The 15,335-nt window shown below is 66.7% G+C and carries 10 protein-coding genes; 8 read left to right on the plus strand and 2 right to left on the minus strand.

Going from position 1 to position 15,335, the window contains the following annotated elements:
* Positions 1 to 296 precede the first annotated feature (296 nt).
* The 5 genes from KP003_RS05455 (at position 297) to KP003_RS05475 (ending at position 7,032) form a co-directional block, all read left to right on the plus strand.
* On the plus strand, positions 297 to 977 hold the full coding sequence (locus tag KP003_RS05455) for a response regulator (protein ID WP_216500501.1): 681 nt from the start codon (positions 297 to 299) through the stop codon (positions 975 to 977).
* A complete protein-coding gene (gene pnpS, locus KP003_RS05460) occupies positions 974 to 2,725 on the plus strand; it encodes a two-component system histidine kinase PnpS (protein ID WP_216790981.1) in 1,752 nt (583 codons plus the stop codon). The genes KP003_RS05455 and pnpS overlap by 4 nt, the downstream gene beginning before the upstream one ends.
* 132 nt (positions 2,726 to 2,857) lie before the next feature.
* Positions 2,858 to 5,698: a cation-translocating P-type ATPase gene (locus tag KP003_RS05465; protein WP_216790983.1), complete on the plus strand. Its 2,841-nt coding sequence runs from the start codon at positions 2,858 to 2,860 to the stop codon at positions 5,696 to 5,698.
* Positions 5,695 to 6,345 (plus strand): potassium channel family protein, encoded by a 651-nt coding sequence (locus KP003_RS05470; protein ID WP_216500496.1) that lies wholly within the window; start codon positions 5,695 to 5,697, stop codon positions 6,343 to 6,345. Before KP003_RS05465 ends, KP003_RS05470 begins: the two co-directional genes overlap by 4 nt.
* Before the next feature lie 12 nt (positions 6,346 to 6,357).
* Entirely contained in the window at positions 6,358 to 7,032 is a 675-nt protein-coding gene (locus tag KP003_RS05475; RefSeq protein ID WP_216500494.1) for a potassium channel family protein, read from the plus strand.
* Here KP003_RS05475 and KP003_RS05480 read toward each other — a convergent pair.
* Positions 7,029 to 10,043, minus strand: a complete 3,015-nt coding sequence (locus KP003_RS05480) for an ABC transporter substrate-binding protein (RefSeq protein WP_216790985.1) — start codon at positions 10,041 to 10,043, stop codon at positions 7,029 to 7,031. The genes KP003_RS05475 and KP003_RS05480 overlap by 4 nt on opposite strands.
* 45 nt (positions 10,044 to 10,088) lie before the next feature.
* Positions 10,089 to 10,481 (minus strand): PilZ domain-containing protein, encoded by a 393-nt coding sequence (locus KP003_RS05485; protein WP_216790986.1) that lies wholly within the window; start codon positions 10,479 to 10,481, stop codon positions 10,089 to 10,091.
* A 429-nt stretch (positions 10,482 to 10,910) separates the two neighbouring features.
* On the opposite strand from KP003_RS05485, the gene KP003_RS05490 reads away from it, so the two are divergent.
* From KP003_RS05490 to KP003_RS05500, 3 genes are all read left to right on the plus strand, one after another.
* Complete coding sequence (locus KP003_RS05490) at positions 10,911 to 11,288, plus strand: DUF1294 domain-containing protein (protein WP_216790988.1); 378 nt, start codon at positions 10,911 to 10,913, stop codon at positions 11,286 to 11,288.
* Between the two features lie 87 nt (positions 11,289 to 11,375).
* Positions 11,376 to 13,019, plus strand: a complete 1,644-nt coding sequence (locus tag KP003_RS05495) for a PAS domain-containing hybrid sensor histidine kinase/response regulator family protein (protein WP_239027616.1) — start codon at positions 11,376 to 11,378, stop codon at positions 13,017 to 13,019.
* Positions 13,020 to 13,317: 298 nt separating this feature from the next.
* Complete coding sequence (locus KP003_RS05500; RefSeq protein WP_216790990.1) at positions 13,318 to 15,213, plus strand: methyl-accepting chemotaxis protein; 1,896 nt, start codon at positions 13,318 to 13,320, stop codon at positions 15,211 to 15,213.
* Positions 15,214 to 15,335 lie beyond the last annotated feature (122 nt).

The following is a 15,335-nucleotide window of genomic DNA, read 5'->3' on the forward strand; positions in this document are numbered from 1 at the left end:
TTGCGGTTCTCCCTGGAGCCGCCAGTCGTACTCCGCGTACTCGATGGCGAACGATTCCGGGCTCATGGGCAGCCTCGCTCGGAAAAACACATTGGTGCAGTATAACCGAGCAAAGTTAAAAAACACCAATTTAACCGCGGGCGCCTGATCCCATGCGGGGGACCCGGCCCCTCCCGGGCGGGCTTTCTCTGCGTCCTCCGCGCTCCATGGGTGCATAATCGTTGACATCCCGTGCGGAGTCGTTAAATATGCTGCTGTCTGCCAATTCACATGAGAGCCCGCGAGAGGAACCACGCATGCCGACAGTACTGGTGATAGAGGACGAGAGGGACCTGGCCGAACTTGTGGCCTTCCACCTGGAACAGGAGGGGTACACCTGCCTGATCGCGGGGGACGGAAACTCGGGGCTCAACGAGGCACGCCGCCACAGGCCCGACCTGATCCTGCTCGACCTGATGCTTCCGGGGATGCTGGGGACCGAGGTCTGCCGCCTGCTCAAGGGGGGGGAGCAGACCGGCTCCATCCCCATCATCATGCTCACCGCGAAGGGGGAGGAGATCGACCGGGTGGTCGGTTTCGAGATGGGGGCCGACGACTACGTGGTGAAGCCCTTTTCCACCCGGGAGCTGATGCTCAGGGTGCGCGCCGTGCTGCGCCGCAGCAGCGAGCAGGCACCAAAGTCGGCGCAGCTCACGCTGGGCGTGCTCCACATCGATACCGAGGGGCACCGGGTCGAGGTCGCCGGCGAGGAGGTGCAGCTCACCTCCACCGAGTTCAAGCTCCTCATGAACCTGGCCGAGCGGCTGGGGAGGGTGCAGAGCCGGGAGCTCCTGTTGCAGAACGTCTGGGGCTACAACTACCTGGGAGACACCCGCACCGTCGACACCCACATGACCCGACTGCGCACCAAGCTCGGGGCGGCCGGCGAGATGATCAAGACCGTGCGCGGCTTCGGCTACAAGCTGGAGGAGGCATGAGAGGGGGCTTCCGCTGGAAGCTGATGGCGTCCTACCTGGCCCTCGTGTTTTTCCTGGGCGCGGGGCTCTACCTCTACCTCTCCGGGAGCCTGGAACGCTCCATGACCAAGGACACCCGGGAGCACCTCCAGGACCAGGCGCGGGTGGCCTCGCTCATGGCGCTCAAGGAGATCCGCGACCTCGACCGCGACGCGCCGGCACTGACGACGTCGCTGGCCAAGGCGATCCGATCCCGCGTCACGGTGATCGCCGGCGACGGGCGCGTGGTGGCCGATTCCGGGCTCGAGCCCGGCCAGTGGTCCGGGCTGGAGAACCACGGGCACCGCCCCGAGGTGATGGCGGCCTTCCGGGAAGGGATCGGCAGCGCCGTGCGCTACTCGGCGACCCTGCACATCGACATGCTCTACGTCGCCGCGTCCTTCGGCGACCAGGGGGTGATCCGCCTGGCGCTGCCGCTCTCGGAGCTGGAACTGGCCAAGGAGCGCCTGAGAAGGAGCCTCGGCGCAACCCTGGCGGTGGCGGTGCTGGCCTCCCTGCTCTTCTCCTATTTCCTCTCCAACATAAACTCCCGCAAGCTCACGAAGCTCGCCGCCGGCGCCAACCGGATCGGGCGCGGCGAGTTCGGCACCCGGATCGCCATCAGCAGCAACGACGAGTTGGGCGAACTGGCGCGGGTCATGAACGAGATGTCGGGCAGGATCAGGCAGCAACTGGAACAGATCTCCTCGGAGAAAGGGCGCCTGGACGCCATCCTGGAGGGAATGGGGGAGGGGGTGATGGTGACCGACCCGGATGCGGTGGTCACCCTGGTGAACCCTGCCTTTCGCGCCCTGTTCGGCACCGGGGAGCAGGTGCAGGGGAGGCCGCTGCTGGAGATCAGCCGGCACCCGGACCTGCACGCCGCCTGCCGGGAGGTCCTCTCCGAGCGGCGGGAGCGGCACCAGGAGATCTCGCTTCCCGGCGGGAGGGAAACCCTGGTCCACTGGGTGCCGCTGCTCGACGAGGGGGAGCTTGCGGGCGCGGTGGCGGTCTTCCATGACATCAGCGCCCTGAAGCGCGTGGAGCGGATCCGCCGCGACTTCGTCGCCAACGTCTCGCACGAATTGAGAACGCCGGTCACGGTGATCAAGGGGTACGCCGAGACCCTCCTCTCGGGTGCCCTGGCCAGCGACCCGGCGCGGGGGGAGCGCTTCCTGCAGATCATCCTGAACCACGCCGAGCGGCTCTCCGGCCTGGTGCGCGACCTACTGGCCCTCTCGGAGCTGGAGAGCGGCGAGGTGGCCCTGAAGCCCGAGCGGATCGCGGTGGCGGACGCGGCGCGGCACGCCATGCTCCTCGTGGCGCAGCGCGGCGAGGAAAAGGGGGTGGCGCTGGGCTACTCGGATGTGGCGGAGGGGCTGCAGGTGCAGGCCGACCGTGCCCGGCTGGAGCAGGTCCTCATCAACCTGCTCGACAACGCCATCAAGTACAGCGAGGCGGGAGGGAAGGTGGAGCTTTCCGCCTCCCGCGAGGGGGACCTGGTGCGCATCTCGGTGCGAGACAGCGGCATCGGCATCCCGGAGAAGGACCTGCCGCGCCTCTTCGAGCGCTTCTACCGGGTGGACGAGGCGAGAAGCCGCGACAACGGCGGCACCGGCCTCGGGCTTTCCATCGTGAAGCACATCGTGCAGGCCCACGGCGGCACGGTGCGGGTGGAGAGCGAGCAGGGGAAGGGATCGGTGTTCAGCTTTACCCTCCCCGCGCCCTGAGAGGAGGCGCCCCTTTCACATGAAAGCCCATTTGACTCCCCTCTAATTGCCATTACAGTTGAAGCGTCCGCTTTCTTTCTGACATGTCCCTGTGATCTCGGCCCCGGAACGGCGGTGGGCCGGGGCGTGACGATGAACGGCGCTCAAGACAAGCTTCCCGAAAAACTCCCCGACAACCTCCCCTGGCACGAGCTCGCGGTGCCGGAGCTTTTCGCCGCCCTCGGCACTTCCGCCGCCGGGCTCTCCTCGCAGGAGGCCGCGGCGAGGCTCGTGCGCTACGGCCCCAACGCGATCCGCGCCGCCGCGGCAAAACCCCTCTACCTGAAACTTCTCTCCAATTTCACCCACCTGATGGCGCTGCTCCTTTGGGGGGGCGGCGTCATGGCCTACCTGGGCGGCATGCCGCAGCTCGCCTTTGCCATCTGGGCGGTCATCTTCATCAACGCGGTATTCTCGTTCTGGCAGGAGCACCGCGCCGAGCAGGCGGTGGAGGCGTTGAAAAGACTCCTGCCGGCCCAGGCGAACGTGCTGCGTGACGGTGAGGAACGCCAGATACCGGCGGCGGAGCTGGTCCCGGGGGACCTGGTGCGGGTGATCCAGGGGGACCGCATCTCGGCCGACGCGAGGCTGGTCGAGGAGTGGGACCTGCGCGTGGACCAGTCCACCCTCTCGGGCGAGGCGCATCCCGCCAGGAAGACCGCGGACCCGATTACCGGGCAGCCCCTTTCCCGCACCGAACTCCCCAACCTGGTCTTCGCCGGCACCTCCGCCGTCGCCGGGACCGGTAGCGCCGTGGTATGCGCCACCGGGATGAGCACCGAGTTCGGCCGCATCGCCCACCTCGCCACCACGACCTCGGACACCCCCTCGCCGCTGCAGGTCGAGATCGACCGGATGACCCGCGTGGTCACCGCGCTGGCGCTTGCCGTCGGCACGCTCTTCTTCGTGCTCTCGGTCGCGGTGCTTGGGCGCGAGCTGCACACCTGCTTCATCTTCGCGGTCGGCATGGTGGTCGCTTTCGTGCCGGAAGGGCTCCTCCCCACGGTCTCGCTTTCCCTGGCCATGGCCGTGCAGCGCATGGCCAAGCGCAATGCCCTGGTGAAGAAGCTCTCCTCCGTCGAGGCCCTTGGCTGCTGCACCGTGATCTGCACCGACAAGACCGGGACCCTGACCCAGAACGAGATGACCGTGCGGGAACTCTGGGTGGACGCAGCGGTGCAGGAGGTCTCCGGGGTGGGGTACGCCCCGCGGGGGGAGATCGGCGGGGGCGGCGCCCCCGCCGCAGGCCTCAAGCGCCTGCTCACCGCCGCGGCCCTTTGCAGCGACGCCCGCCTGGTCGAGCCGAAGGAGGCGTCGGAGCCCTGGTGCATCATCGGCGATCCCACCGAGGGGGCCCTCATCGTCGCCGCCCGCAAGGGAGGGATCGATCCCGAGGCGCAGGGGGCGCTCCTCCCCCGGCTGCGCGAGCTTCCGTTTGATTCCGTGCGCAAGAGGATGACCAGCGTGCACCGCGAGGGGGAGGGGGAGACCGCCTTCGTGAAGGGGGCGCCGGCCGAGGTGGCGGCCCTTTGCAGTTCGTTGGCCCGGGACGGGGCAACGCTCCCCCTGGAGCCTCCCCTGTTGCGGGAGGTGCTCGGGCAGGTGGATGCCTACGCACGCCAGGGGTACCGCGTGCTGGCCGTCGCCGAGCGGAGCCTGCCGGGGGACCTCACGGATTACACGGCGCAGAGCGTGGAAAGGGAGCTCACCCTGCTGGGGCTGGTCGCCATGAACGATCCTCCCCGCCCCGAGGTGGCCAGCGCGGTGCAGAAGTGCCACAGCGCCGGGATCAGGGTCGTGATGGTGACCGGCGACTACGGCCTTACCGCGGAGAGCGTGGCTCGGCGCATCGGCGTGCTCGGGCGGGACGAAACCTGTCGGCTGGTGAGCGGAGTCGAGCTGGACGCCATGGACCAGGGCGCCCTGGACCAGGTCCTCGCCGGGGAGGTGATCTTCGCCCGCGTCTCCCCCGAGCACAAGCTGCGCGTGGTGAGCGCGCTGCAGCAAAGGGGCGAGATCGTGGCGGTTACCGGCGACGGTGTCAACGATGCCCCGGCCCTCAAGAAGGCGGACATCGGCGTCGCCATGGGACTTTCCGGGTCGGACGTCGCCAAGGAGGCGGCCGACATGATCCTCCTCGACGACAACTTCGCCTCCATCGTCAACACCATCGAGGAAGGGCGGGCCGTCTATTCCAACATCAGGAAGTTCGTCACATACATCTTCACCAGCAACATGGTCGAGGCCTGGCCCTTCATCCTGCAGATCACGCTCAACGTGCCCCTCGCCCTCACCGTGATGCAGGTGCTCGCCATCGACCTCGGGGCCGATCTCCTCCCGGCCCTCGCCCTCGGCACGGAGCCCCCGGAGCCGGGGATCATGGAGCGGCCGCCGCGCCCTCGCAGCGAGAGGCTGGTGAACCGGGCGCTGCTGCTGCGGGCCCTCGTCTGGCTCGGGTCGCTGATGGCCCTGTTTTGCTTCACCGGCTTCTTCCTGCTGTACGGGAGCTACGGTTATAGCGATCTGAGTCACCTGCCGCGTCTGGATCTCGTCCCCTACCATGAGCGCCTCGCCTCCCACGACGGCAGGGTCTACGTGCTGGCCGGCACCATGTTCTTCGCCGGGGTGATCGGGGCGCAGGCGGGGAACGCCTACTGCTGTCGCAGCGAGCGGTTCTCCGTGTTCCGCATCGGCCTGTTCGGCAACCGCTTCCTGCTGGCGGGGATCGCGTTCCAGCTTCTATTCTGCCTTGCCCTGGTCTACCTTCCCCCGCTGCAGCGCCTCTTCGAGGTGGCGGCGCTTCCCCCCCGCTTCTGGGGGGTGATCGCCTGTTACCCCCTGCTCCTCTTCCTCGCCGAGGAGGGACGCAAATGGTGGCTAAGAAGCAGGGAGGCGAGGCGTGCGGCCAAGGGGACACCTGGAGGTGCAACATGAAAATGATAGTGATCGGCTGCGGCAGGCTGGGGGGTGCGCTCGCCGAGGCGCTCTCCCGGCGCGGGGACGAGGTGGCGGTGGTGGACCGCGACGAGGCGGCCTTCGAGAGGCTGCCCCCCTCATTCGACGGGACCAGGGTCGTCGGGGCGGGGTTCGACCGGGAGGTGCTGCTGCGTGCGGGGATCGAGAGGGCCGACGCCCTGGCCGCGCTCACGGCAAGCGACGAGGTGAACGTGGTGAGCGCGCGGGCGGCGCGCCTCTTGTTCAAGGTCCCCCGGGTGGTGGCGCGCCTGTACGACCCGGGGAAGGCCGAAGCCTACCGGCGCCTGGGGCTCCCCACCATCTCGCACGTCACCTGGGGGGTGAGCCGCATCGTCGAGCTCCTCTGCTACTCGCCGGTCGAACCGGTGCAGAGCCTGGGAGGGGGGGAGGTGGAGCTGGTGCAGGTCGACCTGCCGCCGCTTCTGGCGGGTCGCAGCGTCCGGGAACTGGCCCTCGTGGGGGAGATCCTGGTCGTCGCCGTCACCAGGGAAGGGAGGACGCTCATCCCAACCCCGGGGACCCTGTTCCAGCATGGGGACCGGGTGCACCTGGCCCTGCTCACCTCGTCGTCGGGGAGGTTGAAGCACCTGCTCGGCCTGCCGTAAAAGGAGGGGACCATGTTCGTGATCATCGTTGGGGGTGGCAAGGTGGGGGCGCACCTGGCGCGGCTGCTGGCCCGGGGGGGGAAGAGGGTGTGCCTTGTCGAGGAACGGCGCGAGCTGATACCTGCGCTGACGCGTGCGCTCGAAGGGGTGCAACTGTTCGAGGGGAGCGGCAGCAACCCGCGCACCCTGGAACAGGCGGGGGTGCGGGAGGCGGACGTGGTGGCCGCGGTGACCGGCAGCGACGACGCGAACCTGGTCGTGGCCGGGCTCGCCCGAGCGGAGTTCAAGGTGAGGCGGGTGATCGCACGGGTGAACGACCCGGAGCACCTCTGGCTCTTCACACCGCAGATGGGCGTGGACGTGGCGCTGAACCAGGCGGACATCCTCTCCCACCTGATCGCTGAGGAGCTGTCGCTGGGGGAGATGACCACCCTCTTGAAGCTGAGGACGGGGGAGTACTCCCTGGTGGAGGAGAAGGTGCATCCCCGCTCGGGTGCGGCGGGGCGGGCGATCATGGCGCTCCCGCTTCCGGCCGAGAGCGTGATCGCCGCGGTGATCAGGGGGGGGAGGCTGATCGTGCCGCGCGGCAACCTGGTGCTCGAGCCGGGGGACGAGGTGCTGGCTCTGGTGCACGCCCGGGAGATGGGGAGGCTCTCGGCGCTTCTGGGGGCGCCGGAGGGGGGCTAGCCGCCGGCGGGGATCACCCCCGTCAGCACCCGCGCGATCTCCTTCACCGTGTAGGGCTTCTCCAGGGTGGCGCTGAAGCCGTGCTTTTTGTAGTCGGACATGATCGGGTCGTTGGAATAGCCGCTCGACACGATCAGGCGGGCCTCGGGATCCAGTTCCAGGATCCGCTGTGCCGCCTCCTTCCCCCCCATCCCCCCCGGGATGGTCAGGTCCATGATCACCGCATCGTAGCCCTCCCCCCTCTCAAGCGCCGCCCGGTACAGTTCCACCGCTTCGGCCCCGTCGCAGCAGGCGGTGGCGTGGTAGCCGAGCTGGACCAGCATGGCGCAGGCGAGATCGCGGATCAGCTCCTCGTCGTCCATCACCACCACGCTCCCCCCCCCGGCAGGGCTCTCATCCGTCTCCTGCTCCCGGACCAGGTCGGCGGCGCTCTCCCCCAGTGAAGGGAGGTAGATGGTGAAGGTGGCGCCCCGTCCCGGGGTCGAGTCCACCAGGATCACCCCGCCGTGCCGGGTGACTATGGAGTGGGTCGAGGCGAGTCCCAGCCCGGTGCCGCTGGCCTTGGTGGTGAAGTAGGGGTCGAAGATCTTCTTCTGGTCTATCTCCGAGATGCCGCACCCCTCGTCCCTGAAATCGAGCCGCACGTAGTGCCCCGGCGCGAGCCCCAGCCGGTTCTCCTGCTCCATGAGCTCGTTTCTTCCCGCTACGGTCAGGGTGCCGCCGCCGGGCATGGCGTGCACCGCGTTGATGATGAGGTTGTTGAAGGCCTGGTTCATCTGCCCCTCGTCCGCCTCGACGATGTCGAGCGTATCCGGGATCTCGATCCTCCCCTTGACGTTGGTCCCCCGCAGCACCAGGGAGAGCGATTCGCCGGCGAGCTGCTTCACGGAGAAAACCTTCTTGATCGGCTGCCCGCCGCGGGCGAAGGTGAGGAGCTGCCCGGCAAGCTCCGCCGCCCTCTGGCACGCCTTCTCCGCCTTGTCCAGCGGCCCCTTCGCCTTGTGCGCCTGCTCCAGCACCATCTGGGCGAAGCTTATGTTCCCCACGATGCCGGTCAGGATGTTGTTGAAGTCATGGGCGATGCCCCCCGCCAGGACCCCGAGGCTCTCCAGCTTCTGCATGTTGAGCATCTGGGTCTCGATGCGCTTGTTCTCGCGGTCCAGGCGCTTCTCCTCGGTAACGTCCTGCACCAGGAGCAGCAGGTGGTGGCGCTGCTCCACGTCGAAGCGGGCCAGCTGGAAGCGCAGGGTGACCTCCCGGCCATGCGTAGTGGTGACTTCGCTTTCCAGCGGGCACGGTTGGCCGTCGGCGAGGACCCGTTCCGCCGCCTCGACGATCCCCCCCTCGCACAGGGGGACGATCTTCCGGAAGTTCTGCCGCAGCAGCTCCTCGACCGTGCCGCCGGTTATGTCGGCGACCGCCTGGTTCGCCCTGACGCAGTCGCCGCTTTCCCCGTCGTAGACCAGGATCCCCAGCGGCGACTGCGCCAGCAGCGTCTCCACCAGCATGAGCGCTTTGCCGCGCGCCTCCTCGGCCTCGATCCGGTCCGAGATGTCGGAGATGATCCCCACCAGCGCCCGCAGCTCTCCGTCCGGCGCCTCGAGCCTTCTGCCGGAGAGGTACCCCCAGAATCCCCCCCCCTTGCCGCACAGGTAGTGGCGCTCGGTGGTGATCCCCTTCAGCTCGCCGGTCATTATGCGGCGCATCAGCTCGCTCCCCGTCTCCAGCTGGTCGGGGTGGAGGTGGCTCGTGTAGCCGGAGCCGATCAGCTCCTCCATGCGGCAGCCGAACATTTCCGCCATGCGGTTATTGGCGAAGCGGATGATCCCCTTCGGGTCGACCAGGATGATCCCGGCCTGCGAGGTGTCGAAGATCACCCTCAGCTGCTCCTCGCTCTCCTTTAGCGCCGCCTCGGCCGCCTTGCGCTCCCTCACCTCACCCTTGAGCACCGCGTTCAGTTGCCGGAACTTCATCACGATGACAAAGAGGACGGCGATCACCGCGGTGCAGATCAGTAGCGCCCCCCAAAGGAGCGTGTGGCTCGCACCGGGTCCCGATTCGTAGATGATTCCCGACGGGTCGAACCCCTCGGGGAGCATCCCGATGCTGGAGAAGGTGTCGGCGATGTGGCGCCAGCGGGTGGGGCTTTGGTAGCCGAGCTCGACCAGGGTGGGCTGGATCAGCGTCTCCATCTGGTTCGCCTCGAACAGGAGCCAGTCGCGGCTCCGCTCGCGTGAGTACTTGGCGAGGATGAGGTCGGCGATCTCCTCCTTGTGCGACAGGGCGTAGCGCCATCCCTTGAGGGTCGCCTCCCGGAAGGCCTTGACCAGCGCGGGGCGGGAGGTGAGGTTGGCGCGGGTGGTGAAGAAGTTGTCCCCGTAGAAGTCGATGCCGTAGGTGAGCGGGGAGAAGGTCAGGTAGGGCTCGCCCGCCTGCTCCAGGATGTAGGGCTCGTTGAAGCTGTAGGCCATCATCACGTCGGCCCTGCCGGCGACGAGGTCGCGGGCGTCGCCTCGGTGCTCCACCTTGACGATGTCCTTCTCCTCGATGCCGTTCTTCTTGAGGAGGGCGAGCATGTCGCCGTGCTGGTTCGAGTACATGAAGCGGCGACCCTTCATGTCGGCCACCTTCTGTATTCCGGTCTTGCGGGGGGTGAGCAGGATGGCGGGGGAATGCTGGAAGATCTGGCCGAGCACCACGAGGTCGTCGCCGTGGGCCCGATGCAGCAAAAGCGCCGAGGTCCCGACGCCGAAGTCGGCGCGTCCCGAGGTGACCGCGTCCTCGACCTCGACGTCGGGGCCCCCCTCGCGGATGGTGACGTCGAGCCCGGCTTCCCGGTAGAACCCCTTGTCCAGCGCCGCGTAGTAGCCGGCGAACTGGAAGTGGTGCAGCCACTTGAGCTGGATGGTGGCGTGCTCCAGCGCCAGGGCGGGGTGCGCGAGCGCCAGGGAGAAGGCCAGCGCGAGCAGGGTGCCCCACCCCTTGCGTCTGGCTGCTTGGGCAGGTTTCATGGTGCGCTCCTCGTAGGGTAGCGTGACAAAGCGTCCTGCGCGGGGTCAGGGGGTGTTGCAGTAGTCGGCGAGGTAGCCGCGGATGCGGTCCAGGTCATCCCGGTCCTGGTCAGGTTCTTCCCGCATCAGTTCCATCAGGAGCGCGATGCAGCCGCTGCCGTCCACGTCGTGATCCACGAACTTCACGCCCAGGAGGTCGTCGTAGCCGTGCACCACCTCGGTCCAGATCTGCAGGGGGGGACGGGGCTCGGGGTCGGGGTCGAGATGAATGCGCAAGAGGCACCCCGTCCCGCCGGGAAGCCCGGGCGAGTGGCACAGGTGGAGCAGAGCGCCGTTGAACGAGATGTTCTCCAGGATCCCGCTGAGGCACTCGCCGTGGTGCACCAACTCCACCTTCTTCGATGATGGGGCCCGATAAAACTGTCGCAGCTCTGTCATAGGATGCAGACCTTTGGCAAACAGGATGAAGTGTTTAGTTTCATCATCGGAAGGAACGCTCCGTCCTTGAGAACTTTTCGCGGAACCTTCTTCGTCGCACCGTGAGAACTTCAGTCAAGAAAATCACCAGGACATGGGGAGGCATTATGCCATGCATTGGAGTTTTTTAGCTATTGGAATTTTATCTAACCCGGACGGGGAACCACGCTTCTCCTTTTTTCATAGGTGAAGAACTCCTTCAATAGTGCTTGAAAGTGGTGGTGCCATCTTGTATAAGTAGCGTGACCTGTCTATCTCTCCCACAGCGTGGCAGGCTCCCCGTTTTCACCCACCTTCGTCCGACGCAACCGACTGCGGACGCCTCATGACCGGAAACACGTTTGATTGACGGCTCTGCCGCAGGTGCGGCTGCAGCCTGGAGCACCGTCGATGGGATACGCCGAGGCAAAAGAGCACCGGAAGCCACCCTCCTACCTGTGGGGCCCCTCCTTCTTGCTGCTGCTTTGCGCGCTGGTCCGGCTGGAGCTCCTCCCGGCGCCGCTTCTTAGCGCCTACCTGTTGTCGAGCCTGGCCGCCTTTTTTCTCTACGCCGCGGACAAAAGTGCCGCCATACGGGGGGCGCGCAGGATCAGCGAGCGTACCCTGCACCTGGCCGGGCTCTTCGGGGGGTGGCCGGGCGCGCTCCTGGCGCAGCGCCTCTTGCACCACAAGTCGCAAAAGGGTTCCTTCCAGTTGGCGTTCCGGTTCACGGTCCTGGCCAACTCCGCGGCGCTCGCCCTCTACGCCTATGGGCGGCCGGGAGGGTAACGCGGGATTTTCTCTGTTCCATTCGGGTGCCGACGCAGGCGCCCTGCCTTTGTACTTCAATGAAATGAAGGTCGTCGTGGAGGGATAGTGCCAGGTTCTGATCAGCAGGGGATGGAATACGGGATGTTCTCGTACCCGGTGCACGGGGAGGCGCGGTCGCTGTACCAGGAACTGGTGCTGGTGAACCGGACGCTGGAGCAGAAGGTCCAGGAGCTGAACCGGGCGCAGCAGCGGCTCATGGAGTACCGCAAGGTGTTCGAGTGCACCGGCGACCTCATCTACGTCTTCGACCGCGACTACCGCTACCTCATGGCCAACGAGGCCTACCTCGAGTGCCGCAGGAGCCGCTTTCCCGACCTGATCGGCCGCACCCTCCCGGAGGTGATCGGGGAGGAGACCTTCGCCCGGATAAAGCCGCAGATCGACGCCTGTTTCGCCGGCAACGAGCTAAGCTACGAGGACAGCCACCACTACGCGGACAAGGGAAAGCGCCACCTGCTGGTCACCTTCTCCCCCGTCTTCGACGGCGACCGCGTGGAGCGGGTGGCCTGCCTCATCAAGGACGTGAGCGAGCGCAAGCTTTTGGAGGAGCAACTGCGCCAGTCGCAGAAGATGGAGGCGGTCGGCACCCTGGCCGGCGGAATCGCACACGACTTCAACAACATCCTGACCGTCATCGCCGGATACGCCTCGCTGATCCAGATCAACACGGAGGAAAGCGAGACCGCCGCCATGGCCGGCGAGATCATGATCTCGGTGGAGCGGGCCGCGGAGATGACCCGGAGCCTTCTCGCCTTCAGCAGAAAGCAGGAGGTGCACCTGGAGACGGTGGACCTGAACCAGGTGGTGGCGGAACTGCACAAGAGCCTGTCGCGGCTGATCAGCGAGGAGATCGAGCTCGTGGTGCGGGTCTGCGGGGAGGAACTCTGCTGCCTGGCCGACCGCGGCCAGCTGGAGCAGGTACTCATAAACCTGGCGGTGAACGCCCGCGACGCCATGCCCGGGGGAGGGGTGCTCGACATCTCCACCGGCGTCGCCGAGCCGGAGGGGGAGGACCTTCCCGCCGGCCGCTGCGCCGTGATCACCGTCTCGGACAACGGCACCGGGATGGACAAGGAGGTGCAGGAGCGGGTCTTCGAGCCGTTCTTCACCACCAAGGAGGTGGGGAAGGGGACCGGGCTCGGGCTCTCCTCAAGCTACGGCATCATAAAGAAGCACAACGGGGCGATCCGCATGCAGAGCGCGCCAGGTGCCGGCACAAGCTTCAGCATCTACCTCCCCCTGTCCGGCGAGCGCCCCTGCCGGGAACGCGGGGACGCCGAGGGGCGCTGCGGCGCGGGGAGCGGCACCGTGCTCCTGGTCGAGGACGAGGAGACGGTGCGCAACATGACCCGGCTGCTTTTGGAGCGGCACGGCTACCGCGTGCTGACGGCCTGCAACGGCCAGGAGGCCCTGGAGCTGTTCCGGCAAAACCTGGGGAGCGTGCAACTGCTGCTAAGCGACGTGGTCATGCCGCGCATGAACGGGAGGGAACTCTGCGAGCGGGTGCGGCAGCTCGCCCCGGGCCTTCCCGTGATCTTCATGAGCGGTTATCCCGCCGACGTCATGTCCGAGAAGGGGATCGGCGGCGGCGGCGCCTACCTGCAAAAGCCGGTCAAGCCCGAAGAGTTGCTGGGGGCGCTGCGACAGGCGCTGATCCCCGCAGGGGGGAGGCTGGCGCCGCCAGGATGATCCCTTCTGCCCCTGCGGTCCGCCCCCCCTGTCCGGCCCCTTCCCGTCTGCCCGGTATCCCTTCCCTTGCGCGTTGGTTCCTGCTAACTTCTAAAGCCGCAGATACTGGTACAAGCCCGTCACTCACCGTCTCAGTCCCACCTCTTTTTGTCATTACCCCCAGCGCCGCGGCATAATGCCGTGTTGCATCTGACCATTCCACCGCTAAATCTGAATGCGTTCTCAAGTAACAGACCCTCCAACCGATAGGGCACTAGGTTAACTCCTTCATCGCAATCCGTCCAAACAAGGAGAGGTCATGAACCTTAGAACGAAAGTGAACCTAACGGTGGTCGCTGTATTCGCCATTGCCATCACGTCTCTTGTCGCGGCAGCTTTTGTCAGTTCCAGCCGGATCATGTCCCAGATGCTGCAGGACAAGATGATCGTGCTGGCCCGGGAGAACGCGGCCAACCTGGACACCTGGATCCAGGCAAAGCTCGCGGTGGTGGAAGCCGGTGCCAAGGACCTGGCCCGCCACCCTGCCGACCCCGCCTACATCTCGAACGTCATCAAGACCAACAACGCCGCCGGCGGCTTCTCCAAGACCCACCCCGGGTACGAGGACGGCACCGTGATCTACTCCGACGACTGGAAGCCCCCCGCCGACTACGATCCGCGCAAGCGCCCCTGGTACATGGAGGGGAAAAAGAAGCTGAAGACGGGCCTGACCGAGCCTTACATCGCAGCCTCGACCGGCAAGGGGATCATCACCTTCATAAGCCCCATGGTGGATGGGGGCACCCTGGTCGGGGTCTACGGCTCCGACGTCACCCTGGACTTCATCACCAAGACCGTTCTCGGCGTCAAGTTCGGGGAGACCGGGTACGCCTTTCTTTCCGACGCGGCGGGAAGGATCCTCGCGCACCCAAGCCCCGACTACGCCATGAAGAAGAAGCTGCAGGAGCTCTCCCCCGACTTTTCCAACATCGAGAAGGAGTTCGGCGGCAAGGCGACAGGGGAGCTCTCCTACCGCCTGAACGGCAAGAAGATGGTGATGTCCTTCGCCCGGGTCCCGGCCACCGGCTGGTATCTCTGCGTGGCAATGGATCACGAGGAGGTGGCAGCGCCGGTGCGGCGCCAGTTCGCGGTGCTGGCCCTGATCGGCGCACTCTTCCTGGTGGTCGGCCTGGCGGTGATGGTGGTGTTCCTGAAAAGGCTCCTTGCCCCGCTTGGACTCCTCTGCCAGCGGGTGTCGGAACTCGCCGAAGGGGAAGGGGATCTCACCGCGAGGATCGACGTGGGGGCGAGGCGCGACGAGCTCGGGGAGCTCGCCGCGAAGCTTAACACCTTCATAGCCAGCGTGCGGGGGATCATCCAGCAGATCGCAGACGCCTCGGGGCGCCTCGCCGGGGGGGCCGTCACGCTGACCGAGACGGCCGGCTCCATCTCGCTGGCAGTGGAGGAGGCTGCGGCTCAGAGCGTCGGCGTGGCCACCGCGAGCGAGGAGATGGCCGCCACCGCCTCGGACATCGCCCGCAACTGCCATCTTGCCGCCCAGAGCTCCAGGGAGGCCACCGGCACCACCCGGCAGGGGTTCTCGGTCTTGACGGCCACCGTGCACGGGATCAGGGAGCGCGGCGAGCTGACCCGGAGCAACGCGGAGGCGATCTCCTCGCTCGGGGAGCGTTCCGAGCAGATCGGCGCCATCGTGGCCACCATCGAGGACATCGCGGACCAGACCAACCTGCTGGCCCTGAACGCCGCCATCGAGGCGGCCCGCGCCGGGGAGCAGGGGAGGGGGTTTGCCGTGGTGGCGGACGAGGTGCGGGCCCTGGCGGAGCGCACCACCCGCGCCACCAAGGAGATCTCCGAGATGATCCGGGCCATGCAGACCGAGACACGCACGGCGATCCTCTCCATGGAACAGGGGGTGGAGCAGACCGAGCGCGGGGTCGAGGAAGCGGCGCAGCTCGAGGAGGCGCTCAGGCGGATCCTCGAGCAGGTCGACGCGGTCACCGGGCAGGTGAACCAGATCGCGACCGCGGCCGAGGAGCAGACGGCGACCACGGGCGAGATCAGCTCCAACATCCACAACGTCACAGCGGTCGTGCAGCAGGCGGCCCGCGGATCGCAGCAGAGCGCCGACACCGCCGGCCAGCTGGCCAACGTCGCCCGCGATCTGCAGGGGATCGTGGGAAGATTCAAACTTTAACGGGAGGCGTCCGAGGGTTTTTGCGGAAAATTGACTTCCGTCAAATATTTTCCCCACCATTTCGTGCATGAATGGGGCGCGTTTTTGCGGTGCGGGCCATGAGGGGCTGTAATCGGTGCAGG

It is taken from the genome of Geomonas diazotrophica, from assembly GCF_019063885.1.
GTDB classification, from domain to species: Bacteria; Desulfobacterota; Desulfuromonadia; order Geobacterales; family Geobacteraceae; genus Geomonas; species Geomonas diazotrophica.

Bases quoted from the DNA above. Each gene is read 5' to 3' on its own strand.
- KP003_RS05470 (WP_216500496.1), top strand. From the start codon at position 5,695: ATGAAAATGATAGTGATCGGCTGCGGCAGGCTGGGGGGTGCGCTCGCC.
- KP003_RS05500 (WP_216790990.1), top strand. From the start codon at position 13,318: ATGAACCTTAGAACGAAAGTGAACCTAACGGTGGTCGCTGTATTCGCC.
- KP003_RS05490 (WP_216790988.1), top strand. From the start codon at position 10,911: ATGGGATACGCCGAGGCAAAAGAGCACCGGAAGCCACCCTCCTACCTG.
- pnpS (WP_216790981.1), top strand. From the start codon at position 974: ATGAGAGGGGGCTTCCGCTGGAAGCTGATGGCGTCCTACCTGGCCCTC.
- KP003_RS05455 (WP_216500501.1), top strand. From the start codon at position 297: ATGCCGACAGTACTGGTGATAGAGGACGAGAGGGACCTGGCCGAACTT.
- KP003_RS05475 (WP_216500494.1), top strand. From the start codon at position 6,358: ATGTTCGTGATCATCGTTGGGGGTGGCAAGGTGGGGGCGCACCTGGCG.
- KP003_RS05465 (WP_216790983.1), top strand. From the start codon at position 2,858: ATGAACGGCGCTCAAGACAAGCTTCCCGAAAAACTCCCCGACAACCTC.
- KP003_RS05485 (WP_216790986.1), bottom strand. From the start codon at position 10,481: ATGACAGAGCTGCGACAGTTTTATCGGGCCCCATCATCGAAGAAGGTG.
- KP003_RS05480 (WP_216790985.1), bottom strand. From the start codon at position 10,043: ATGAAACCTGCCCAAGCAGCCAGACGCAAGGGGTGGGGCACCCTGCTC.